Consider the following 22207-nt stretch of genomic DNA (forward strand, 5'->3'; position numbering starts at 1 on the left):
CCGGGTGCCTCTTGCTTTAAAAGAAGTGCGGGTACCATGAAAATCACGACCCTGTTTGTGGCAAGCCTTCTTGCCGCGTCCGTTTCCGGCTGCAAACTGGTGAAAACCGGTGATAGCGAAGCTGCTGCCGATCCAATCGCCGAGATCGTCGAGACGACATTCGACATCAAGCTGGTTCCGGCCCTGACCGAAAAGGCGGCCGAGCTTGCAACGCTGCAAAATGCGATCAAGGGCAGCCTCGACAAGGCGGGCGAAAGCTACGGCGTCCGTGTTGGCGGTGCCGGAGGCGGCTGGAATTTCCCGGTCAAGGGCACGGCCACCGTATTGGAAGATACCCGCGCCAGCACCAAGGCCGGCGTTGCGGAAATCGACGTCGATGGCGACGGAAAGGCTGATGCGACGCTGCAGCTCGGCCCGGTCGTCAAGGGCAGCGCCTTGCGCGACACCACCAATCTCTACGATTTCTCGACATTCCGCGACCAGATCGAATACGCGAAACTCGGCCGCGCGCTGAACGACAAGGCCGTCTCCAAGCTCCCCGCTGCCGATATCGAGCTGAAGGGCAAGAAGGTGAATTTTGTCGGTGCCGTGGTCATCCGTACGGCCAGCGAAAAGCCGTTAATCACGCCGGTATCGATCGAGGTCGCGCCATGACGGAAGCCAATCCCATCGGCCTTTCGATCCGCAATGGCTCGAAAATCTATCCCGGCACCCAGGCGCTGAAAAATGTCGATTTCGACCTGCGCATGGGAGCGGTGAACGTTCTCGTCGGTGAAAATGGCGCCGGAAAATCGACGCTGATGAAGATCATCGCCGGCGTCGAACAGCTGAACGGCGGCACGATCGAAATAGACCGCCAGCAGGTCGTCTTCGCCGACAAGACGGATGCCGCAAAACACGGCGTCGGTATCGTTTTTCAGGAACTCAACCTGTTCCCCAATCTGACCGTGGCGGAAAACATCTTCGTCGGCCATGAAAAGACCCGCGCCGGCATCCATATCGACAGCCAGGCGCAGAGAACGGCCGCAGCGGCGCTGATGAAACGTCTCGAGCAGAATATCGACCCGGATACGCCGCTCGGAAACCTGCGGATCGGCCAGCAGCAGATCGTCGAAATCGCCAAGGCGCTTGCCGAAAACGCCCGCATCCTGATCCTCGACGAGCCAACGTCCGCGCTGTCGGCCACAGAGGTCGAGGTTCTGTTCAGGGTGATCAACGACCTGAAGAAGCAGGGCGTCGGCATTGTCTACATTTCCCATCGGCTGGAAGAGCTGATCCGCATCGGCGACTACATCACCGTTCTGCGAGACGGCGCCATTACCGGATCGCGCTCGATGCAGGGCGTCGATATCCCGTGGATCGTCGCCAACATGATCGGCAGCGCCTCGAAGGAATTTCCGAAGACCGGCGACCATGAACTCGGCAAGGAAGTGTTTCGTGTCGATAATGTCTGCCTTCCAAGCCAAGCGGGCGGCTACGCCGTCGACCACATGTCGCTCTCCGTGCGCGAGGGCGAGATCGTCGGGCTTTACGGCCTGATGGGCGCCGGCCGCTCCGAGCTTCTCGAATGCATCATGGCGCAGCACCCGAATTCCTCGGGCCAGATCTTCATCGGCGGCAAGCCGGTGAAGGAGAAAAGCGTCTCCGGCCGCATCCGTCGCGGCCTTGCACTCATCCCCGAAGATCGCAAGCGCGACGGGCTCGTGCAGATCATGACGATCCGCGAAAACCTGACCATGTCGTCGCTTTACGATTTTACCCGAGGGTTTCATCTATCCCTGAAGGCCGAAGCCGCCAAGGCCGCGGAATTCGTCAAGCGGATGGCGATCAAGATCGCCAGCCTCGAACATCCCGTCTCCAGCCTTTCCGGCGGAAACCAGCAGAAGGTGGTGATCGGCAAGGCGCTGATGACAAGGCCGAAAATCCTGCTGATGGACGAGCCGTCGCGTGGCATCGATATCGGCGCCAAGGCGGAAATCTTTCGCACCATGCGCCGGCTTGCCGCCGATGGCCTCGGCATCCTCTTCGTAACATCCGATCTGGAAGAAGTTCTCGCCCTTTCCGATCGCGTACTCGTCATGGCGAATGGACGGCTGACCGGACAATTCCCGGCCGGCGCAAGCGCTGCGGAGGTCATCTCCGCGGCAACCCCAAATCTGAACAGGGTTGAAACACAATGAGCAGCATCGACGCCTCGGGCAACGCCAAGACCGTCATCGGCGGTCACAAATCCAGAACATCGGCGCTTCTGCTGCTTCTGCACATGCGCACCTTCGTGGCGCTGATCCTGGTCTTCGCCTTCTTCGCCATTGCCGCACCGAACTTCCTGACGACAGGCAACATGCTGATCATTTCCAAGCATGTGGCGCTGAACGCGATCCTCGCAATCGGCATGACCTTCGTCATCATCGCAGGCGGGATCGATCTTTCGGTCGGCTCCATTGTCGGCCTCTGCGCCATGGTCGCCGGCTATCTGGTTCTTTATGGCATCGACCTCGGCTTTATCGGTGTCGCCTACAGCGTCCAGTTCAACACGATCGAGATCTGCCTCATCGTGCTTGTCGTCGGCATATTCATAGGCTGGATAAACGGGATGCTGATAACAAAGCTGAATGTCGCGCCATTCATCGCGACGCTCGGCATCCTTTATGTCGCCCGCGGCTCGGCGCTTCTCTTCTCCGACGGCCGGACCTTTCCCAACCTCGCGGGCAATCCGGAATACGGATCGGACACGTTCCGCATCATCGGCTCGGGTACATTCTTCGGCCTGCCCGTCTCCGTCTGGATCATGGTCGTGGTCGCACTGGGCGCTGCCTATCTTGCAACGCGCACACCGCTTGGCCGGCATATCTATGCTGTCGGCGGCAACGAGCGCGGGGCGGCACTCTCCGGCGTCAATGTCGACCGCACGAAACTGTTCGTCTACATGTTCTCCGGGGTTTGCGCCGCACTTGTCGGCCTGATCATTTCGTCACAGCTGCAGGCCAGCCATCCGGCGACCGGCGAGACATTCGAACTCAACGCCATTGCCGCAGCCGTTCTTGGCGGTACATCCATGTCAGGTGGACGCGGCCGCATCGCCGGCACCATTGTTGGTGCATTCGTGATCGGCATTCTTGCGGATGGGCTTATCATGATGGGCGTTTCGTCCTTCTGGCAGACCGTCATCAAAGGTCTCGTCATCATCGCCGCCGTTGTCGTCGATCAGGTGCAGCAGAAGCTGCAGGCTCGTGTCGTCCTGCAGCAGAACGCGAATTGAGGATTTAAAGCGCAAGGCCATTCCTGTAATGATCCCATAGGAAGTGAATCGAATGGTTTCGATTGTTTGCGATTAAAGGATTAGGCAGGCCGGAATGGAAGCGAGAGAAGAGCAGGATGCTTCGGAGTCGATGATCGGCCTCCTGTCCGAGCCGAGACGGCGCCGTATCCTCGAATGGCTACAGGAAGAAGGGTCGGCGCGGGTGAGAGATCTCGCCGGCGCCTTCCGCGTGTCGGAAGCGACGATCAGGCAGGATCTGGAGCGGCTGGAAAGCGAAGGCTTCATCACCCGTGAACATGGCGGCGCCTATCTGAACACCGCAGTGCCCGCGACCGGCACGATGACGCTCCACCACCAGGAGAACATGGACAAGAAGCGCCGCATCGGCGCGCTTGCCGCAAGCCTTGTCAAGGACGGCGAGACGCTGATCCTGGATGCGGGCACGACGACGACCGAAATCGCCACCCGACTGACCAACCGGCGCGACCTGACGCTGATCACCAATGCGCTGAACATCGCGATCATCTTGGGCTCGGTACCGACCTTTGCGGTGCATATGCCGGGCGGCCAGTTCAAATCGCCGACGCTGTCGCTCTCGGGCGACAAGTCGGTCGAGTATTTCCGCAACATCTTCGCCGGCAAGCTGTTTCTCGCCACCGCCGGCGTGGCGCTCGATGCGGGTCTCACCTATCCGAGCTTTGCCGACCTTCAGCTCAAGGAAGCGATGATCAAGGCCGCGGCGCATGTCTATCTCGTCGCCGATAGCACCAAGATCAACCGCTCGTCCTTCACCCGTCTCGGTTCGCTGGACGTGATCAATTCCTTCATCACCGATGACGGGATTTCCGACCGGGATGCGAAAGAATTCGAGAAGCGCGGTATCGAGGTTCTGATAGCAAAATAAAGCGCATCTTCCAGCGATTGCGCAATATTTTCATCCCTATCTGAATTTTCTGGGTGCGTTTGCCTGTTGCAATTCAAGCGTCTGTTGAAATAAACTTGGCCCGTTCTCAGGGCGGGGTGCAACTCCCCACCGGCGGTATCGGGGTCTCCCCCGGAGCCCGCGAGCGCTTCCCAAAAGGAAGGTCAGCAGATCCGGTGAGATGCCGGAGCCGACGGTTACAGTCCGGATGGAAGAGACCAACCCGCGGCGGCCTTTGACCGGGCTGCCCGTGGCGCTTGTTCGCCCAAGGGATAAGTTTTGTCGGCGAAAGCCGATGCAACAGCCTTCACCGGCTTAACCCTTGAAAGACTTGAAATGACGATTTCCAGAATTGAAGATGCAGTAGAAGCCTTCGCCCGCGGCGAAATGGTTGTCGTTGTCGATGACGAGGATCGCGAAAATGAAGGCGATCTGATCTTTGCTGCAGAAGATGCGACAAACGAAAAGATAGCGTTCATGATGAACAAGGCTCGTGGCCTGATCTGCATCGCCATGGACCACAATCGCATCGACGAACTCGAACTTCCCCTCATGGTGCCGAACAACACGGAATCGATGAAAACGGCCTTCACCGTATCCGTCGATTACATTCCGGGCACCACGACCGGCATCTCAGCGGCCGATCGCGCCGCGACCGTCAAGGCGCTTGTCGACCCGAGCGCCCGCCCTGCAGATTTTGCCCGCCCCGGCCATATCTTCCCCTTGCGGGCAAACCCGGAAGGCGTTCTCGGTCGCACCGGTCACACGGAAGCGGCAGTCGATCTTTGCAGGCTGGCCAGAAAATCCCCGGCCGGCGTCATCTGCGAAATTTCCAATGAAGACGGCACGATGGCCCGTCTTCCGCAGCTCGAGATCTTCGCCGAACAGAACGGCCTGCTGGTCATTACCATCGAGGATCTCGTTCGATACCTGAATGACGCGAAAGCCGGAGCGCTGGCAGCAGCCTGATAGCTCGGGATTGAGAAAGTTACGGCGAGCCCCACAGGCTCGCCGTTTTTTATTTGTGCTCCAGAGGCAGGATGATCCGCGCCACGAGCCCATTGGGCTGACGATCCAGCAGGACCAGTTTTCCATGATGCGCCTGGACGATCTCGGCAACGATCGAAAGCCCGAGACCGAAACCTGTTTCCGTGTCCTGGCGCGCTGTATCCACCTTGAAGAAGGGTTCCAGCACGCGCGTGCGATATTGCTCGGGAATTCCCGGCCCGTCATCGCTGATGTCGATAACCGCCTGACCATCGACTGCGCGAAGCTCGACAGTCACATGCGTGCCGAACTTGATCGCGTTTTCGCACAGGTTGGTAATCGCGCGTGTCAGCGCCAGCGGCTTGAAGTTGGTGACCATCCGCGCCGGGCCATCATACTGCACATCATGCCCCATATCGGCGAATTCGTCACAGGTCGTCTGCAGCATGGAAGCGAGATCCGCGCGTTGCGAGACTTCGCGTTGGTGGTTGTCGCGAAGATAACCGAGGCTTTCCTTCAACAGCCTGTCGATCCGCTCGATATCTCCCAGAAGACCTTCCCTGATCTCTTCTTCGCTCACCCTTTCCGCGCGAAGCCGCAGGCGCGTCAGCGGCGTCCGCAGGTCGTGGCTGATGCCACGCAACATCCTTGTTCGCGATTCCACCATGGTCGAGATTCGCCGCTGCATGCCATTTAGCGCCCGGGCGAGTGTGACGATTTCAGAGCTTCCACGTTCTTCGAAGATCGCCGGGCCGAGAGAAATGTCCGCTTTCATCGCCGCGGAAGCGATACGTCGCAAAGGGCTGGTCAGCGCCCGTACTGCAAAAAGCGAAAACAGGATGAGCAGCGTGACTGTTGCCACCAGATAGTTCGAACCGAATATCAGTGCATCGTTGCGAAGGAAGCTTTCGGGCAATTCCATGACGAGAAGTGTATCCTGATCGACTTGCGCGGCAAGCACACGTCTGCCGTCGGCAAATGTCCTCCAGCCACCAAATGGTACGGGGTGGTTTTCTGGAGGAAGTAGGCGATCGAGGATGACTTGGAGGAAAGGCTCGTCAGGCGAGGACGTGGTGAAACGTTCTGAATACGAGAGCGGCTGCAATGTCAGACGCCCGTCTTCGTGATTAGCAGCCGCCAGTATCACATCTCTGTCGCTGGGCGTTGCCGACGCAAACACAGAAGCGATCGCGGTCACGTGGGCCGACATACTTTCCATATCTGGAGCGCTGTATTCCTCCCTGACCCAACTTTCGAGCGTCGAACCGATGATGAAAGCAATGATCAGGCAGGCGAAAATGACTGCGGTGATCTGGCCGTGAATGGTCGAAATCAACCGGGAGACCCGAAATCCCAAAACGCCCCCTTGGGCCGTTCCGCCCGGTACAGATTGCATTGCGGCCCTTATCGCAGGGCCCATTGCCCTGAAGATAAGGCCATCCGCTGCAAAACCACATTAAGTTTTGTGTCGATCGCACCCTGCCTTGCACCCAGGCCGTCCAATCCGCCTTGCCCGCAACAAAGCGTAACACAAAGACATGCTGCACCGCATCCATCCGTGACAGGACAGACGTGTTGCATGCACGGCTCGCCCTTGAGGTGGTGCCCGTGTTAAATTCACTGGAGCACCCATGTCTTTTATCCAACGGACCGATCGGCGACTTCTCGCAAGCGCCATATACGTCACGCTCGCGATCGCCGGCACGGTTTCGACCACGCTCGCCGCCGATGCAGGCCTTGCAGGACAGCCGCCGGAACCGCCATTCGACCAGGAGCGGTTCAACAAGGAAAAACCGGAACGCAACTGGAGCCTAATCGTCGGCGCCGGTGGAATTTACGAGCCGGAATATGAAGGTAGCGGCGACTTCAAGGTCCAGCCCGTACCATTCGTCGTCTTCACCTATGGCGAGTGGCTGGAGATCGATCCGCGCGGCGTGACGATCACCGCATTCGAGCACAACGGTTTCGCACTCGCCGCCAAGGTCGGTTACGAAGGCGGACGCGATGAAGACGACGCTGACCGCCTGAGGGGGCTGGGCGATATCGACTTCGCAGCCACCGTCGGCGCCAAGGCCTCCTATAAATGGGACGGCTTCGAGATTTATGCGAGCGTCGACCAGACCATCGAAGGCAGCGAGAGCCTGATCGGCACATTCGGCGCAGAATATCAGGCGCCGGTCAGCAAACGGCTGATCCTCGGCGCAGGCGTCGAGGCGGTGGTGGCCAACGACAAGCACATGCAATCCTATTTCGGCGTCACCGCCGCCCAGGCGGCAAGATCCGGTCTTGCGGAATACAAGGCCGAAGCCGGCCTGAAACGCGTCAACGTTTCGGCATCGGCAATCTACCTGTTGAGCGAAAACTGGCTTATCCGCGGCGAAGCCGGCGTGGGTTTCCTGACAGGAGACGCTGCAGACAGCCCGATCGTGGAAGAAAAGACACAGCCCTCCGCTTCTCTATTTGTCGGCTACAAATTCTGAAGAAGACGGGCGTCAAAGACGATGAAAGCCGGGCATTGCCCCGGCTTTTTTATAGGGTGCATCGCACCCGCGTCTGAGCGCACCGCAGCCATTCAAGCCTGTTCGACATTGGCGGTAAACATGTAGCCGCCGAGCCGCACGGTTTGCAGCAGAACCGGGCTTTTCGGATCGGCCTCGATCTTCTGTCTGAGACGGCTGATATGGACATCAACACTGCGTTCGATCGGACCGGCAAGGCCGGTATGGGTGAGCGAAAGAAGCTCTTCGCGCGTAATCACCCGGCCGGGATTGCGGCAGAAGGCGAGCAGAAGATCAAATTCCGTCGTCGTCACGGAAACCCGGGCATTGCTCGGATCATGCAGTTGTCGGCGCAGGGGGTCTATCTGCCAGCCTTCGAAGCGGAGCTTTCGCTGAACCGCGGTGTTCACCAGCCCGTAGGATGCACGCCGAAGCAGGCTGCGGATACGGGCAACGACTTCGCGGGGGCTGAACGGCTTGGTGACATAGTCATCGGCACCGACCTCCAGCCCGACGATGCGGTCAACCTCTTCACCGAGCGCGGTCAAAAGAATGATCGGCGTCGTCTTTTCCGAGCGGATGCGCCGGCAGATGCTCAGACCATCTTCACCGGGCAACATGACATCCAGGATGATGAGGTCGAATTCGTTGGTGCGTAAGAGGGCGTTCATTACATGCCCGTCTTCGGCAACGGTCGCCACCATGCCGTTTTCCTGAATGGCAAGCGCGAGCAGCTTACCGATTTCGGGATCATCCTCGACAATCAGGATCTTTGCATTGGCTGAGTTTGCTTGCACGGCTGTCGTCCTTGATCGCCTGACTGCACGCGTTTCGCATGCCCGCCGGGGAGCATATGTTTCGCTTTATTAAGTTTTGTTACGAAGCTTGGGAAGAAATCGACAATACAAGCAGTTACGCATTTCTGCATGCCCGAAAAGCCTCCGGGAAGCTTTGTGAGATGGCACGCAACAATACGAAACAAGACAAAATGAACCGGCCATGTCGCCAGGAATAGCTTGCTCCGAAAACCTGGAGCAAACCTATGACGTTACCAGTCTCGCGCAACAAGCAAGCAGGCTTCCACCTTTCGCTCGTCGTCATGGCGACGGTGGTTACGAGTGTCGCATTCTATCTCAATCCATCCATCGACATGACCGTTTCACAGCATTTCTTTGACGGCGAACAATTCCCCCTGAAGCATAATGGATCGCTGCAGACACTGCGGCAGGCGAATTTCTGGGCCGGTACGGTCGTGATAGGTGCGTCAATGCTCCTGCTGCTCTCGCAGCGTCTGAGGAATGCGATTGGTGTCAGTCTCGGCCGCACATTTGTTCCGCTGATCACCTACGGCGTGGGCGTCGGTCTTATCGTGAATATGCTCCTGAAGAACACGTTTGGAAGGGCAAGGCCACGCGACACATTTGGGCTTGGTGGTGAGGATCCCCTGTCCGCTCCCTGGGAATTTTCCCAGGCTTGTGCATCGAACTGTTCGTTCACGTCGGGAGAAGCAGCAGGCGCAATGGCAATGATGTCTCTCGTCTATCTCCTCCCGGCCGGCCAGAGGACAATTCGCAGGATAGTGCAGACCCTGCTCGGCATTTTAGCCGTCTCATTGTCGTTCAACCGCATTCTGTTCGGCGGGCATTATCTCTCCGACGTCGTAATTTCCATGCTCATCGTCACCATCGTGATGCTCTCAGCGGATTTGCTGCTGCGCCAAGTCCAGCGGGTCCGATTTGTTGTCGAGAAGAATGGTGAGGCCTACCCGGTGTGAAAACCACGGCCGACGTCGATATCGCGCATCTGCGCCGTAGCCCGAGCTTTCGGGCTGCGGCCTATTTCATGACAACGCCAAAGAGATTTCACCATGGAAAATTCCCGTCTTACCGGGTCTCACCAGCCCATCACAAAAGACCTGGCGAACAGGGTAAAGAGCATCATCGCGACCTATCTTGATCTTCCCGAAGAGCTTCTCGTCGAAGATGCAAGCCTGTCGCAGGATCTGGGTGCGGACTCGCTCGAGATCACCGAGATGGTGATGGCCTTCGAAGAAGAGTTTGGCTTTACCATCAATGACGACATGGCCGACCGGTTTCTGACGGTCGGCGACATTATCCGACATCTGCAAGCCTCTGAGAACGCCAGGGCGGATCGGCTTTGAGAATTTACGTGCCGGGAAGCAAAGGCCCATGCCTTTCGGCATGGCTCTGTTTTTGCATCCCTTTTCTTCTCACAGCCTCGCCAGGGAATTTGACGTTCATCCGATGCAGGTTGCTTTGAATGCATAGAAGCCCCCTCTCACGTTTGATTTTTCAGGTACTGATATCGGCAGTTCTTGCCGGCGCGCTTCTGGGCGGCCCTGTTATCCTGATGCTTTTGGTGGATCGCAGCTATTGAAGTATCGAGGCCACGCCTCGCCTGCGGCAAGCTCGGAATAGGTGACGCACTAAGCTCCAGTTTGCGGACATCGCATTCCCAAACAATATGCAGAAACGGATGACGGGGCCAGCCTGCGGAAGCTGGCCCCGTCCAGACGCGCCGGGGATCGGCCTGGGGGGCCGTCGGATCATGGCGCGCCTATTTCTGGACCTCTTTCAGGTCCGCTTCGGCCGACTGGAGGAAAGGCCTGAAGATTTGGCCTGCACGATCGCCGCCGGCGGAGACGATCAGGTGCAGGGAGGGGATCACCACCAGCGAGAGGATGGTGGAAACCAGCAGCCCGCCGATCACCGCGATTGCCATCGGAGCCCGAAACTCGCCCCCCTCTCCGATACCGAAAGCCGAGGGCAACATGCCGCCTACCATGGCAAGTGTCGTCATGATGATCGGGCGCGCCCGCTCGCGGCAGGCTTCGACAACCGCCTCTCCGCGCGAAAGCCCATGCGCCTCCCGCTCGACGGCGAAATCCACCAGCATGATCGCATTCTTGGTGACGATACCCATCAGCATCAGGATACCGATCACGACAGGCAGGGATATCGGGTAGCCGCTGAGAAGCAGCGCCGCGACGACCCCGCCGATGGAAAGTGGCAGCGATGCCAGGATGGTGAAAGGCGACAGGACGCTTTTGAAAAGCAGGATCAGGACGATGAGCACCAGCATGATACCGCCACCCATGGCAACGGCAAAACTCTCGAATATCTCTCCTTCCGTATCCGAATCGCCGGTCGCCTGGACACGCACGCCATCCGGCAGGGTCTTCACGCTTTCGAGCTGCATCAACCGCTCAAGCCCCTGGCCTGATGTGAGGCCATTCGCCATGTCAACGCCGATCTCGATCCGGCGCTGGCGCTCGAAACGATCGATCGCCGCAACTGTCTCATCGAGACTGATCGTGGCGACCGCCGACAGCGGCAATTGTCCACCATTTGCGGCCGGAACGCTCAGCGTCTCGAAGACCCCCAAATTTCCCCGCGCGGCGCGATCGAGAACCACGCGGATCGGGATCTGCCGCGAGCCCTCGATAAAATTCGCCAGGCGCGAATCCACATCGCCGATCGTCGAAATCCGCATCGTGCTGGCAATGGCTGCGGTGGAGACACCGAGCGTCGCCGCCTTTTCGGTATCGACCGTCATGCGCAGCTCCGGCCGCATCGCGACATTGTCACTCGAAGCCCCGACAAAGCTGCTGTCTGATGCCATCTCGCGAAGGATCCGATCGGTCGCGGCCTGAACGGCATCGCCGTCACTGCCCAGCACGGAAAAAGATATGTCGCGACCGCCGCGATCGTTGAGAAAGCGCATTCGCACATCTGGAATATCGACCAGCGCCTTTTCGAGTTCGGCTTCGATAGCAAAGGAAGACCGGTTACGCTCCGCCTTGTGCACGAGGTCGACGGAGACGACAGCATAACGCACATCCTGCTGGCCGCTCATGCTCGATCCGGCCCGAACCAGCACACCCTCGACTTCGGCGAGCTTACCGATCGTGGCGGCGATCCCGTCGGTGACCTGACGGGTCTCGTCGAGGCTTGTGCCGGGTGGCAATTCGACGGTCAGCGTCAGGCGGCCGGTGTCTTCTTCCGGCAGGAACGTGGTCGGAACCGACATAAGTGACATCATCGCCAGCGCGAACAGGCCGAAGGCGGCTGTGACCGTCAACCATTTCCACCGCAGCGTCAGCCGCAGCAGCCACTCGTAGGCGAGCGACAATTTTCCTTTTCTCGGTTCGACCGGCGGAGCGGCGGTCATGATATAGGCCGCCATGACCGGAGTGATCAGCCGCGCGACGAGAAGCGAAAAGAACACCGCGATAGCTACGGTCAGGCCGAATTCGCGGAAATATAGCCCAACGACACCGCTCATCAGCCCGACAGGCGCAAAGACGGCGATGATCGTTGCCGAGATCGCAATCACTGCCAGACCGATTTCGTCCGATGCATCGAGTGCCGCGCGATAGGCGGATTTTCCCATGTTGCGATGCCGGACAACATTTTCGATCTCGACGATCGCATCATCGACCAGGATGCCGGTCACCAGCGTAATGGCGAGCAGGCTGAGGATGTTGAGCGAAAAGCCGAGCATGTCGATGGCAAAGAATGTCGGGATGATCGACAGCGGCAATGCGACAGCCGCAACCAGCGTCGCGCGCCAATCGCGCAGGAAGAGGAACACGACGATGATCGAAAGTGCCGCCCCTTCGAGCAGGGTATTGATCGCCGAATGATAATTTCCTTCCGTGTATGAAATCGTGTCATCAACAATCTCGAAGCGAAGACCGGGATGGCTGAGACGTAGTTTTTCGACCGCAGCGAATACTCCATTCGCCACGGTGACGGCGCTTGCGCCCTGGGACCGATAGACTGAGAAACCGACGACATCGGAACCGTTCAGAGTCGCAAACGCGCGCGGTTCGGCAAAGGTGTCGCTGACGGTTGCGACATCCGCCAGCCGGACCGAGTTTTCGCCGCCAAGCGACAGGCGGGTTTCCGCCAAGCCGGAAACGGTGCTAGCGGCGGCGGCTGTCGTCAGCACCTGTTCGCGGCCCTCCATATCACTGCGCCCGCCCGAACGGTCGAGCTGGGTTTCCATGATCGTCTCGTTGACCGAGTTGACCGAAAGCGACAATGCCTGCAGCCGGTCGGCATCGAGCTCGACATGGATCTCGCGGTCGGCCCCGCCGATCCGATCGATACGCCCGACGCCGGAGAGCCCCTGCAGGTCGCGTTTTACCGTGTCATCGATTAACCAGGATAGTTCGGTCACCGTCATTTCCTGGCTGGAGACGGCATAAGTGACGATCGATTGCGCCTCCTCCTCGATCCGTTCGATGATCGGCTCGTCGATCGCGCTCGGCAGATCACCCCTGATCCTTGTCACGGCATCTCGCACATCGTTCATCGCCCGATCCGGCGAAACCAGGCCGAGTTCGAATTCGACCGTGGTGACCGAACGCCCCTCGCCGATCGTCGACGACAATTCCTTGATCGCCGGAAGCGAGGCGATCGCATTTTCGACAAGCCGCGTCACCTCGGTTTCCAGTTCGACCGGCGTGGCGCCGGATTGCTCGACCGTGACCTTCACGGCCGGCGTTATGATCGTCGGGAGATAGGTGATCGGTAGCCGGGTAAAGCTGTAGATGCCGACAACCGTCAAGATGACGAAAAGCAGGATGGAGGGAAGCGGATTGCGGATCGCCCAGGCGGAAATATTGCCGCTCATCGCGCCATCTCCCTGCTTTCCATGGCAAGGGCCGAGGCCATGTGATCGGAAACAGACCGCTCCGACATGGCCATAACGGGCCGGACCTTTTCCTGGGCTTTCAGAAACCCGCCGGATTTCAGCACGACCATCTCGCCATCGCTGACACCGGCAATTATTTCGACAAAGCCCTCCTGCCGGATGCCGACAGTCACATCGCGACGATCCACGACACCGTCCTTGACGACGAAGACATTGCTTGCGCCGCTTGCGGTATTCACCGCACTGCCGGGTAGAAGAATGTTACGCCGCGCCGGAGCGTTAATGCTTCCGCGGGCAAAGACGCCGGGCTTCAGCCCATCCGCCTCATCCAGTTCGATGCGCACTTCGCCGCTGCGCGTAACCGGATCGACCTGCGCTGCATTCAGCCGCAACCTGCCACCGAGCTGCCCCTCATATCCCGGCAGGCTGATCTGCGCCCGCATGCCTTCATCGAGCCGCAGAAAACTCGTTTCCGTCACCTGCGTGGAAAACTCGATTTCAGCATCCTTGGCGATGACGAATAGCGGATTGGCGGAAGCAGACGTCATCGCCCCGATGCGCGCTGTTCGCTTGAGCACCAGCCCGGCATCGGGCGCACGGACCGTGCTGCGCTCGATCGTCAGCTCGATTTCCTTCCGCTCGCGGGCAATCAGCTCCGCATCGGCTTCCGCCAGCGCAAGCGACTGGCGGGCAAGCCGCAGTTCCGCCACCGCACGGGCATGGGCATTTTCATGTTCGTCCAGAAGCTGCTGCGATACGGCGCCTCTCGGCTGTAGCGCCCGACTGCGCTCCAGGAGCTTGCGCGCCTCCGCCTCGCTGACGGCGGCAACTTCCAGCCTGCTTTCCTCCACTTCAGCGGCGGCTCTTGCCCGCAGCATGCTGACCGAATTCTTGTCGAGCAGCATGCGTGCTTCGGTCGTGTCGATCAGCGCAAGCGGCTGCCTTCTCTCGACCCGCTGCCCGGATTCGGCAAGGATATGTTCGATCACCCGTCCCTCGATGAAAGGACGAACTTCCACCTCTTCCCTGGCAACCAGCGAGCCGACAACGGGGATCTTCTCGGTCACCTCGCCTTTTCGAGCGACGACGACCGTGACCGGCGTCTGGCTTTCAGCCTGTGACGCGGAGAAGAACACCAGCCACAGCACCAATGCCGAGACGGCAAGACGCAGTTGCGGCAGCACTGATCGGGATATCCCGTACATGAGGCACCTTTCGGTTTTATCCGCACATGTCTGCGGATGATACGGAAGGAACCGTAGCGATCAGACGCGCGGCCGGTGTGTCGTCACGTTAAGAAAGGTTACACCCGCCGCCAGCGCGGCAATGCTGTCGATCAAATCCCGATGATCGCCGGCCACCAGCCAAGGCCGACGAAAAGGCTGCCGGCAATGCCCGGAAGCAGAGGCAGAAAGCGCCTGATTGGTGCGACCTGCTGTCGTTCGAGGATCTTTATTCCGAGCCAGACGCTCCACAGCAGCCCCATGAGAAACAGCCCGCCGCGGATCGCGCCCGCGCCGCTTGCACCAAAAGCGGTATATCGCAACGGTTCCAGCAGTTCTGCCCCAAGCCCGATGATCAGGCTAATCAGCGCAATCGGAGCATATTGATAACCGAGTTCGGTAAACAACTGCCCGAAGCCGCCATCTGCCCCTGCACGCTTCGCCAGAAAGGCACTCGCCGCAGTCAACAAGGCAAGGACAGCGGTCAATGCCGCCATGACCGCCAACATGAAGAAGACGATCATGACGAAATCGAGCCAGCGGAACACTTCCGCGCGCGCCGGATGAATACTCATCAGCCAGGATGGGCCGACAGTTGTGACCCAGTTCCAGTGATGCTGGATTGCAAACACGCCAAAAGCCTGCCGCCATTGCTGATATTGCGGCAGCACCAGCCAGAGGAAGCCGCCGAGGGCGACTCCGGTATCCAGAAACAGGAACCAGGCCTCCGCCTTGTTGGCGCGATGATCACGAATATCCTCGATCTCGCGGCCCGGACGACGGATATCCAGCCGGATACTGCCAGCCGCGTGCGGGTGGACGCAGCGAAAGCACTCGATACAGTGCCGGCTTTCACTCTTGCGCGGCAGGTCGATCATCGTCGGGCAGGCACCTTTCTGGCTATAGGCATCGCCGCCCGGCAGCCGGATTTTCGGCGTGAACTGAACCGCGCCAAGCCGGGAATAAAGCCCGAGCACCCGGCCGATCGGGCAGAGATGCCTGCACCAGACGCGTTTCTTGCGGCCATAAAGGCCGCCGATCGCGATTGCCAAAAGCATGGTGCCGCCGAAAAGTCCGGCAGCAGCTTCTGGATGATCCCGCACACCGATCGTCTGGCCGTAAAGCGTCATTACGATGAAGCTGAGCGCAGGCGTGCCTTCCCAGCGGATCCAGGCCGGGATCCGGCGCTGCAGCCCGTAACGATTGGCAAGCTCGGACGCAGCCCCCATCGGGCACAAAAGACCGCACCAGATCCGCCCGAAGACGATGACCGACAGAAAGACAAGCGGGAACCAGATGCCCCAGAGCAGATATTGCAGCGCCAGCGTTCCATTCGACAGCGGCGTCGTTTCCGGCGGCGGATCAGGCAGCAGAAGCGGCAGGCCGAGCACCAGAAGAAACACGAGAAACATGATGCCCTGGATGATCCAGTAATACGGGCGCGTCCGCACGAAGAATGCTTCGAGTGCGATGAGCCAGTTCGGGCGTTCGGGCAGTTCCTCCGCCTCAACCAGCAGCGATGGCGCGAACGTTGCCGCCGGAGCGAAATCACGATGACGGTAAACCTCTGTCATTTCATCTCTCTCGGCACAACAACAATTCCAGCGTGTAAATATGTCGCACGCCCGAATTGGAATGAGATACCAATCAATCAGGATAAACACTCTCATATTTAACATGGAGATCAGCCGAAGTACTTGAATTTTGTCATTTATATCATGACCTTGATGAAAACTTTCAGGCTTGACTCCACATTTTTCCAGGCAGATGTTCGCGCCACATTTTCCCGAAAAGGACCTGTTATGCGCGAAACCCAAATTTTCAAGACGGCATTCCTGCCCGCCGCTTTTGCTGCTGCAACACTCTTTTCCGCCGGCTCGGCATCTGCCCTGGAATATCCGATCGGCGAGCCGCAGGAAGCAGGCGGTATGGAAGTGGCTGCGGTCTATCTGCAGCCGATCCTGATGGAGCCGGCTCACATGATGCGCGCAGCCGCCGATTCCGACGTGCATCTGGAAGCCGATATCCACGCGACGAAGGATAACAAGAACGGGTTTGCCAATGGCGACTGGGTGCCGAACCTGACGATTAGCTATGTGCTGACCAAGGGCGGCGTGAAAGTGTCGGAAGGCCCGCTGATGCCGATGGTTGCCTCCGACGGGCCGCATTACGGCGACAACGTCAAGCTCGACGGCCCCGGCGACTATAACCTCGTGTTCAAGATTGCAGCGCCGGACGGGATGATGTTCGGCCGCCATGTCGATGACGAAACCGGCGTCGCCAAATGGTTCGAGCCGTTCGAGACCAGCTATGACTTCACTTTCACGGGCGTGGGCAAAAAGGGTGGCTACTGATCACTCTTCCCCCCGTAAGGAACAGTGCCTTGGCCTCACCATGGCGCTGTTCCTCGCGTTTTCGATTGTTCCGCCGGCAATAGTGGCGGCCGCTGACGATCCAAGCTTCACCATAACGTTCAACGATGGCGTGGTTTCGCCGTCGCGTCTCGAAGTGCCGGCCGAAACCCGCTTCGAAATCCGGCTGATCAACAACGGCAAGACACCGGCGGAGTTCGAGAGCATTCCGTTGAGCAAGGAGAAGGTGATCGGACCGGGGGTCTCCACCTTCATCGTCATCAAATATCTTGATCCGGGCGAATATTCGTTCTTCGACGATTTTCATCCGGACGCTCCGCCCGCCGTTCTCGTCGCGGTTCCTTCTGAGGACTGACATGTTTGCCTCCATTGCCTTTGTCGTCTGGCGCGAGAGCGTCGAAGCCCTTTTGGTGATCGGCATTCTCGATGCCTGGCTGGTCAGCCGGAGCGTGGAGACGCGCCGCGCCCGCGGTTTTCTCTGGGGCGGCGCAGCGGCGGGGCTCGGCGTCGCCGGTGTGCTTGCAGGACTCCTGCTCTGGCTGGGCGAAACAGTCTCCGACGACGCCCAGACGATCTACCAGACGGTGATCGCGCTGCTCGCAGCCGGGCTGATCCTGCAGATGGTCTTCTGGATGCGCAGCCACGGCCGCTCGATGCGCGGCGAGCTCGAAAGTTCGCTCAGCACGGCGGTTGCCGCAGGCAGTTGGTGGGGTGTCTTCGCCCTTGCGCTCATTGCGGTTGCCCGCGAAGGCAGCGAAACGGTCGTGTTCATCTACGGTATTCTGTCTGCTGGTGTCATGGGCTCGCTGCTTGCCGGAATTCTTGCCGGAGTGACCGGTTTCGTCGCGGCTGCAATCACCTATGCCCTGCTGATGACCGGCAGCCGGGTCATCTCCTGGCGGGTTTTCTTCCGGATTTCCGAGATCGTGCTGCTCTTCCTCGCCTGCGGCCTGCTGATGACAGGGATCGACGGATTGATCAATCTCGATATCCTGCCGCGCCTGTCGCGCGCGCTGTGGAACAGCAATTTCCTAATGTCCGACGGCACGACAGCCGGCGGTTTCTTCGCATCCATGACCGGCTATCGCGCCCGGCCGAACCTGATGCAGCTCATTGTCTTCTTTGGCTACTGGATCGCGGTGCTGGCCATCATCTACCGGCCACGCAAAGGTTCGTTCTCCACCGCTGCGCATCACTAGCGATTTGCCCGGGTGCTTTGTGTCAGCATATGGTGTGGCCATTGCCTGAATGGCCGTATCTCTTTTCACACAGAGGAATGTGTGGCGGGCATCACATTGTCGGGGATCGGGCACACATATTTCCGGCCATCGGTCTTCTCTGTCCATTCCGCCTTTGCGGCTTCCAGAAGTTCGGGAGACGTCATAAGCGAGAGGCCAGTCGCCGCCAGCGTCTTTGCTGCATGTGCCATGGCTTTGTGAGCCCCCGCGCTTTTTCCCTGTGCCACCACCTGCCAGGTGTGAGGATTGGTGCCGATTGCCCAGGTGGGCGTCCAGCATTGCGCTGTCGGCGTTACCCAGCTTACATCTCCCACGTCCGTAGATCCGGCACGGAAATGCGAAGACCCCTCGAAGTCGCGCAGACCCAGATGCAACGGTGTCGAACCATCGACCTTTGCATTGGAAAAAACATCGCCCTTGATCTGATAAAGGCGGATGCTGCTCCTGATAGCTTCGTCAGTAAACGTGTCCTGGATAGACTTGGCGAATGCGAGATCCGTTTCATCGAAAGCGATCGGACCGAGCGCCATCATGTTGTCATGCATGGCCGTTTCGAGCGTAATGTTGGGCAGAAGATTGGTGGAGGCCGTGTCGAAGACGATTTCGACCTCTGTCTCGGTCATCATTGCCGCGCCGCGAGCAACCTTGTCGACACGCTTGGCAAGATCGAGCGCCTGCGACATTTCCGGCGCGCGAACCAGATAGACAACTTCCGCCTGGGCCTGCACGACATTGGCGGCGCGCCCTCCGGTATCGGTTATCGCATAATGCACGCGGCAATCCTGGGGCATGTGTTCGCGCAGGAAATTGACGCCGACATTCATCAGTTCAACGGCATCCAGCGCCGAACGGCCGAGATGCGCGGCATTCGAAGCATGGGCGGCAAGGCCCTTGAAGCGATAGAAATATTCAAGGACCGCCAGATTGTTGGTGGAGCGTACGCCGTTGAATGGCGCCGGATGCCAGGTAAGCGCCGTATCGACGTCATCAAACAGGCCCGCACGCACCATGAATGTCTTGCCGGAGCCGCCTTCCTCGCCCGGGCAACCGTAATAACGCACGGTGCCAGCTAGGTTGTTGTCCTTCATATGCCGGGCGAGCGCGATGGCCGCCATCAGGGAACCGACACCTAAGAGATTGTGGCCACAGCCGTGGCCGGTCGCGCCGGAAACGATCGGCTTCGGCTCAGCCACATCCGCAGCCTGGCTCATTCCCGCCAAGGCGTCGAATTCTCCGAGCATCGCGATCACCGGCTTGCCGCTGCCGAATTCGCCGATGAAGGCCGTGTCCATGCCCGCCACGCCACGACGCACAGCAAACCCATTCTTCTCCAGCGCTTTTGCCAGCATATCCGACGAACGCCTTTCTTCGAACTTCAACTCGGCAAAATCCCAGATTCTGTCGCTGAGTTCGGAGAATTCCGGTTTCATCTCTTCGATCGCGTTGGCAATCGACGTCACTGCATCGCGGTTCATGGCCTGTCCTCGCATGAATGTGTGAGCGCCCTCAGGACGCAGAAAACCATCCGGCGATCTCCCGCCGGTTGAATTTCCTTGAAAGATAGACAGGCGCGCCGATCTTTGCCGGCGCGCTCAAAACTCAGTTTTCGACCGAGACTTCCCAGAGGCGGGCATTCGACTGCCAGACCGGCTGGCCTTTCAGCTTCTTCGTCGCGCCCCAGACGTCCACCATGTCGTAGAGAAAGATGCCCGGCATTTCCTTCAGCATCAGCTCATGGAACTCATCGAAGATCTTCTGGCGCTTTTCCTGATCGGCTTCTGCATAGGCGGCGTTCATCAGTTCGACGGCTTTCGGATCATCCCACATCAGCGATGCGTTCTTGTCCTTATTGCCGACATAGAAAGAATACATCAGCGCCGGGTCGAGACGTGGAGCGACCGACTGCGAGATCACCTGATAATTGCCGGAGCGGCGGCGGTCGACCTGGGTCGCGTAATCTAGCACTTCGATCTGCACGTTGAGGCCCGCCTGCTGCATCATCGCCTGCGCCATGACGGCCGCCGGGAAGCTCGGCACGTTGCCGCGCTTGTTCGCGATAATCGAGATCGGCTCACCCTTGTAGCCGGCATCCGCCAGTTCCTTCTTGGCAGCCTCGATATCGTAGGGAAGACGCGTCTTCTGGGTCTCGTCGAAATAGACGCTGTCCTGCGACACCATCGAGCCGTTCGCCTCGCCGGTCCCGTTCGACGCGGCGGCCACCAGTTCATCGAGATCGAGCGCCATCGCCATGGCGCGACGCACGCCGGGATTGCTCAAGACCTTGTCGCGGGTCTGGATGTAGAACAGGTTCTTGCCGTTGTTGCGTGAAACGATCAGCTGCGTCTTGTCACTGGCCTTGAACTCGGGGATCAGGTCCGGCGAGATTTCCGCCGTATCGAGCACGCCGGATTCGAGCCCGGCCTTCACGGTCGATGCATCCGGGATGATCATGAACTTGATGCCGTCGGCCAGCGGCCGTTTGGAGCCGACCATGCCATCCGGCTTGCCGTCATTCTCTGGCGAGACGTAATCAGCGAATTTCTTCAGATGGATATATTCGCCCTTCTTCCACTCATCCCACTGGAACGGGCCGGTGCCGATCGGCTTGACGAAGCTGCCATCGGCAGCAACGGAATCCGGTGAAATCATGCCGGTATAACCGCATTCGGGACGCGACATCAGGCCGAGGAAAACCGCGGATGGCTTTTCAAGAGTGATTGCGACGGTCGAAGCATCCGCGGCCTTCACGTCCGTAACCGGTGCCGCCCCACCCTTGGCAAAGTCGTTGAGGCAGGTCCATTTGGTTTCCGGCTTCAGGTAACGCGTCCAGTTCCAGACGACATCCTCCGCCGTCATCGTTTTACCGTTGTGGAATTTCACGTCTGGGCGCAGCTTGAACGTATAGGTCAGGCCATCGACAGAGGTTTCGAAGCTCTTGGCCAGAAGCGGCTTCACCTCGCCGCTATTGTTGTAACCGACAAGCCCCTCGACGATATGCAGGATGACGCCATCGGTATTACCATCGCGGTTGACGCCGGGATTGGCGCTGCGCAGATCGGAACTCTGCGCGATCGTGATATCGCGGGCATTGGTTATGCTGGTCATTGCAAGCAGAGCCGTGCCTGCCAGAAGAAGCTTTTTCATTGTTCTACCCTCTTTTGCTATTGTTGATTTTTACGACTGGAACCCGTTCCAGCAGGCCTGCGCCAGCCGGCCAATCGTTTCGAGCGAAAGCGTGTATCCCGGCGTGCCATCGGCCATGACCTGCGGCACGTCATCGGTATAGGCGGTGATGATGAAGAAGGGCCCGCCTTGCCTGTAGACGATGCCGGCATCCATGCGGCCGCGCTTGCCGCGCCCGCTCTTGCTGGCCACCAGCGTTTCGAACGGCAGGCGCGAACGGATGCCGTAACGCAGGATCTGGTGCTTCAGCGTCTCCATGGCGAAGGAGCACAGTTCGGCGCTGCATCCGAGCTTTTCCTGCGCCTCTGCAGAGGATTGCGCATCAAGAATGGTCTGCAGCAGCAGAACCTGATCGGCGGCCGATGTCGTCGTCACCGTCGTCAGCGCATGGTCGGCCGGCAGGGCGAGCGGCGGAATGAGGAAACGATGATGGGTATTGGCCATGCCGAGCGACTTGCAATAGCCATCCACCTCTTCCAGCGTCAGCCGCTCCAGCACCATTTTCGTGCAGACATTGTCGCTCAGCGTCATCATGCCGGTGATCGCGTCTCTCAGCGAAATCACGATACCCGGCGTCATGTAGCGGAACATGCCGCTCGCCACTTCCTTGGCCAACCTTTCCTCGTAGGTCACCGGTTCATCCAGATCGAGCCGCCTTTCATGTGCCGCCTTGAGTGCGGCCATCATGATCGACGTCTTGCGGGTGCTGCCGGAGGGCGTTTCCTCATCGGCGCCGCGTCTGATCTCTTCACCGGTCAGCAAATTGCGCACCATGAAGCGGGTGACAAAGGGCTGCGCATCACAGATCGCGAACAGCTGGTCGGAAATGGTCATCGTATTCAT

At 59.1% G+C, this 22207-nt stretch carries 19 protein-coding genes and 1 riboswitch; of the genes, 11 read left to right on the forward strand and 8 right to left on the reverse strand.

Annotated features, from left to right (window positions below; genetic code table 11):
• Window positions 1–36: 36 nt before the first annotated feature.
• The 5 genes from MRBLMR1_RS21630 to ribB all read left to right on the forward strand — a co-directional run bounded on the left by MRBLMR1_RS21630 (window position 37) and on the right by ribB (window position 5150).
• A complete protein-coding gene (locus MRBLMR1_RS21630) occupies window positions 37–654 on the forward strand; it encodes a DUF2291 family protein (protein WP_500066153.1) in 618 nt (205 codons plus the stop codon).
• Window positions 651–2180 carry a sugar ABC transporter ATP-binding protein gene (locus MRBLMR1_RS21635; protein ID WP_183685607.1) on the forward strand — a complete coding sequence of 510 codons (1530 nt, stop codon included), beginning with the start codon at window positions 651–653 and terminating at the stop codon, window positions 2178–2180. Before MRBLMR1_RS21630 ends, MRBLMR1_RS21635 begins: the two co-directional genes overlap by 4 nt.
• On the forward strand, window positions 2177–3259 hold the full coding sequence (locus MRBLMR1_RS21640; RefSeq protein ID WP_183685605.1) for an ABC transporter permease: 1083 nt from the start codon (window positions 2177–2179) through the stop codon (window positions 3257–3259). The genes MRBLMR1_RS21635 and MRBLMR1_RS21640 overlap by 4 nt, the downstream gene beginning before the upstream one ends.
• A gap of 94 nt (window positions 3260–3353) precedes the next feature.
• Window positions 3354–4163, forward strand: a complete 810-nt coding sequence (locus MRBLMR1_RS21645; RefSeq protein WP_148146914.1) for a DeoR/GlpR family DNA-binding transcription regulator — start codon at window positions 3354–3356, stop codon at window positions 4161–4163.
• A 98-nt stretch (window positions 4164–4261) separates the two neighbouring features.
• Window positions 4262–4405, forward strand: a riboswitch (FMN riboswitch).
• A 112-nt stretch (window positions 4406–4517) separates the two neighbouring features.
• Window positions 4518–5150, forward strand: coding sequence for a 3,4-dihydroxy-2-butanone-4-phosphate synthase (gene ribB / locus MRBLMR1_RS21650; protein ID WP_148146912.1), 633 nt, complete (start codon window positions 4518–4520; stop codon window positions 5148–5150).
• Between the two features lie 49 nt (window positions 5151–5199).
• On the opposite strand, the gene MRBLMR1_RS21655 is transcribed toward ribB, so the two are convergent.
• Window positions 5200–6504, reverse strand: a complete 1305-nt coding sequence (locus MRBLMR1_RS21655; RefSeq protein WP_500066157.1) for an ATP-binding protein — start codon at window positions 6502–6504, stop codon at window positions 5200–5202.
• A 295-nt stretch (window positions 6505–6799) separates the two neighbouring features.
• Here MRBLMR1_RS21655 and MRBLMR1_RS21660 point away from each other — a divergent pair, with 295 nt between their 5' ends.
• A complete protein-coding gene (locus tag MRBLMR1_RS21660; protein WP_500066159.1) occupies window positions 6800–7648 on the forward strand; it encodes a MipA/OmpV family protein in 849 nt (282 codons plus the stop codon).
• Window positions 7649–7740: 92 nt separating this feature from the next.
• On the opposite strand, the gene MRBLMR1_RS21665 is transcribed toward MRBLMR1_RS21660, so the two are convergent.
• Entirely contained in the window at window positions 7741–8463 is a 723-nt protein-coding gene (locus MRBLMR1_RS21665) for a response regulator transcription factor (RefSeq protein ID WP_206826663.1), read from the reverse strand.
• A 245-nt stretch (window positions 8464–8708) separates the two neighbouring features.
• Here MRBLMR1_RS21665 and MRBLMR1_RS21670 point away from each other — a divergent pair, with 245 nt between their 5' ends.
• Together MRBLMR1_RS21670 and MRBLMR1_RS21675 are read left to right on the forward strand one after the other, a co-directional pair.
• Window positions 8709–9440 (forward strand): phosphatase PAP2 family protein, encoded by a 732-nt coding sequence (locus MRBLMR1_RS21670; RefSeq protein WP_500066162.1) that lies wholly within the window; start codon window positions 8709–8711, stop codon window positions 9438–9440.
• A 93-nt stretch (window positions 9441–9533) separates the two neighbouring features.
• Window positions 9534–9827, forward strand: a complete 294-nt coding sequence (locus tag MRBLMR1_RS21675) for an acyl carrier protein (protein WP_206826661.1) — start codon at window positions 9534–9536, stop codon at window positions 9825–9827.
• A 416-nt stretch (window positions 9828–10243) separates the two neighbouring features.
• On the opposite strand, the gene MRBLMR1_RS21680 is transcribed toward MRBLMR1_RS21675, so the two are convergent.
• From MRBLMR1_RS21680 to MRBLMR1_RS21690, 3 genes are all read right to left on the reverse strand, one after another.
• Window positions 10244–13327 (reverse strand): efflux RND transporter permease subunit, encoded by a 3084-nt coding sequence (locus tag MRBLMR1_RS21680; protein ID WP_500066165.1) that lies wholly within the window; start codon window positions 13325–13327, stop codon window positions 10244–10246.
• Window positions 13324–14532, reverse strand: a complete 1209-nt coding sequence (locus tag MRBLMR1_RS21685; protein ID WP_500066167.1) for an efflux RND transporter periplasmic adaptor subunit — start codon at window positions 14530–14532, stop codon at window positions 13324–13326. The genes MRBLMR1_RS21680 and MRBLMR1_RS21685 overlap by 4 nt, the downstream gene beginning before the upstream one ends.
• A 152-nt stretch (window positions 14533–14684) precedes the next feature.
• Window positions 14685–16145, reverse strand: a complete 1461-nt coding sequence (locus tag MRBLMR1_RS21690; RefSeq protein WP_500066169.1) for a 4Fe-4S binding protein — start codon at window positions 16143–16145, stop codon at window positions 14685–14687.
• Window positions 16146–16373: 228 nt separating this feature from the next.
• Here MRBLMR1_RS21690 and MRBLMR1_RS21695 point away from each other — a divergent pair, with 228 nt between their 5' ends.
• Genes MRBLMR1_RS21695 through MRBLMR1_RS21705 form a run of 3 tightly spaced genes read left to right on the forward strand, consistent with a single transcriptional unit; the run spans window position 16374 to window position 18142 of the window.
• Complete coding sequence (locus MRBLMR1_RS21695) at window positions 16374–16925, forward strand: iron transporter (RefSeq protein ID WP_206826657.1); 552 nt, start codon at window positions 16374–16376, stop codon at window positions 16923–16925.
• Between the two features lie 40 nt (window positions 16926–16965).
• Entirely contained in the window at window positions 16966–17298 is a 333-nt protein-coding gene (locus MRBLMR1_RS21700; RefSeq protein ID WP_148147068.1) for a cupredoxin domain-containing protein, read from the forward strand.
• 1 nt (window position 17299) lies between these two features.
• A complete protein-coding gene (locus tag MRBLMR1_RS21705; protein WP_500066172.1) occupies window positions 17300–18142 on the forward strand; it encodes an FTR1 family iron permease in 843 nt (280 codons plus the stop codon).
• A gap of 65 nt (window positions 18143–18207) precedes the next feature.
• Here the strand turns inward: MRBLMR1_RS21705 and MRBLMR1_RS21710 are convergent, their stop codons facing one another.
• The 3 genes from MRBLMR1_RS21710 to MRBLMR1_RS21720 all read right to left on the reverse strand — a co-directional run bounded on the left by MRBLMR1_RS21710 (window position 18208) and on the right by MRBLMR1_RS21720 (window position 22198).
• Entirely contained in the window at window positions 18208–19656 is a 1449-nt protein-coding gene (locus MRBLMR1_RS21710; RefSeq protein WP_500066174.1) for a M20 family metallopeptidase, read from the reverse strand.
• A gap of 124 nt (window positions 19657–19780) precedes the next feature.
• Window positions 19781–21325 carry an ABC transporter substrate-binding protein gene (locus MRBLMR1_RS21715; RefSeq protein WP_500066176.1) on the reverse strand — a complete coding sequence of 515 codons (1545 nt, stop codon included), beginning with the start codon at window positions 21323–21325 and terminating at the stop codon, window positions 19781–19783.
• Between the two features lie 30 nt (window positions 21326–21355).
• Entirely contained in the window at window positions 21356–22198 is an 843-nt protein-coding gene (locus MRBLMR1_RS21720; protein ID WP_500066178.1) for a serine hydrolase, read from the reverse strand.
• Window positions 22199–22207 lie beyond the last annotated feature (9 nt).

Source organism: Neorhizobium sp. LMR1-1-1.1 (genome assembly GCF_040675795.1).
Taxonomy (GTDB): Bacteria; Pseudomonadota; Alphaproteobacteria; order Rhizobiales; family Rhizobiaceae; genus Neorhizobium; species Neorhizobium cellulosilyticum.

Coding starts and splice junctions, on each gene's coding strand:
- MRBLMR1_RS21640 (WP_183685605.1), top strand. CDS start 2,177: ATGAGCAGCATCGACGCCTCGGGCAACGCCAAGACCGTCATCGGCGGT.
- MRBLMR1_RS21675 (WP_206826661.1), top strand. CDS start 9,534: ATGGAAAATTCCCGTCTTACCGGGTCTCACCAGCCCATCACAAAAGAC.
- MRBLMR1_RS21710 (WP_500066174.1), bottom strand. CDS start 19,656: ATGAACCGCGATGCAGTGACGTCGATTGCCAACGCGATCGAAGAGATG.
- MRBLMR1_RS21720 (WP_500066178.1), bottom strand. CDS start 22,198: ATGACCATTTCCGACCAGCTGTTCGCGATCTGTGATGCGCAGCCCTTT.
- MRBLMR1_RS21690 (WP_500066169.1), bottom strand. CDS start 16,145: ATGACAGAGGTTTACCGTCATCGTGATTTCGCTCCGGCGGCAACGTTC.
- MRBLMR1_RS21660 (WP_500066159.1), top strand. CDS start 6,800: ATGTCTTTTATCCAACGGACCGATCGGCGACTTCTCGCAAGCGCCATA.
- MRBLMR1_RS21670 (WP_500066162.1), top strand. CDS start 8,709: ATGACGTTACCAGTCTCGCGCAACAAGCAAGCAGGCTTCCACCTTTCG.
- ribB (WP_148146912.1), top strand. CDS start 4,518: ATGACGATTTCCAGAATTGAAGATGCAGTAGAAGCCTTCGCCCGCGGC.
- MRBLMR1_RS21700 (WP_148147068.1), top strand. CDS start 16,966: ATGGCGCTGTTCCTCGCGTTTTCGATTGTTCCGCCGGCAATAGTGGCG.
- MRBLMR1_RS21705 (WP_500066172.1), top strand. CDS start 17,300: ATGTTTGCCTCCATTGCCTTTGTCGTCTGGCGCGAGAGCGTCGAAGCC.
- MRBLMR1_RS21645 (WP_148146914.1), top strand. CDS start 3,354: ATGGAAGCGAGAGAAGAGCAGGATGCTTCGGAGTCGATGATCGGCCTC.
- MRBLMR1_RS21695 (WP_206826657.1), top strand. CDS start 16,374: ATGCGCGAAACCCAAATTTTCAAGACGGCATTCCTGCCCGCCGCTTTT.
- MRBLMR1_RS21680 (WP_500066165.1), bottom strand. CDS start 13,327: ATGAGCGGCAATATTTCCGCCTGGGCGATCCGCAATCCGCTTCCCTCC.
- MRBLMR1_RS21630 (WP_500066153.1), top strand. CDS start 37: ATGAAAATCACGACCCTGTTTGTGGCAAGCCTTCTTGCCGCGTCCGTT.
- MRBLMR1_RS21635 (WP_183685607.1), top strand. CDS start 651: ATGACGGAAGCCAATCCCATCGGCCTTTCGATCCGCAATGGCTCGAAA.
- MRBLMR1_RS21715 (WP_500066176.1), bottom strand. CDS start 21,325: ATGAAAAAGCTTCTTCTGGCAGGCACGGCTCTGCTTGCAATGACCAGC.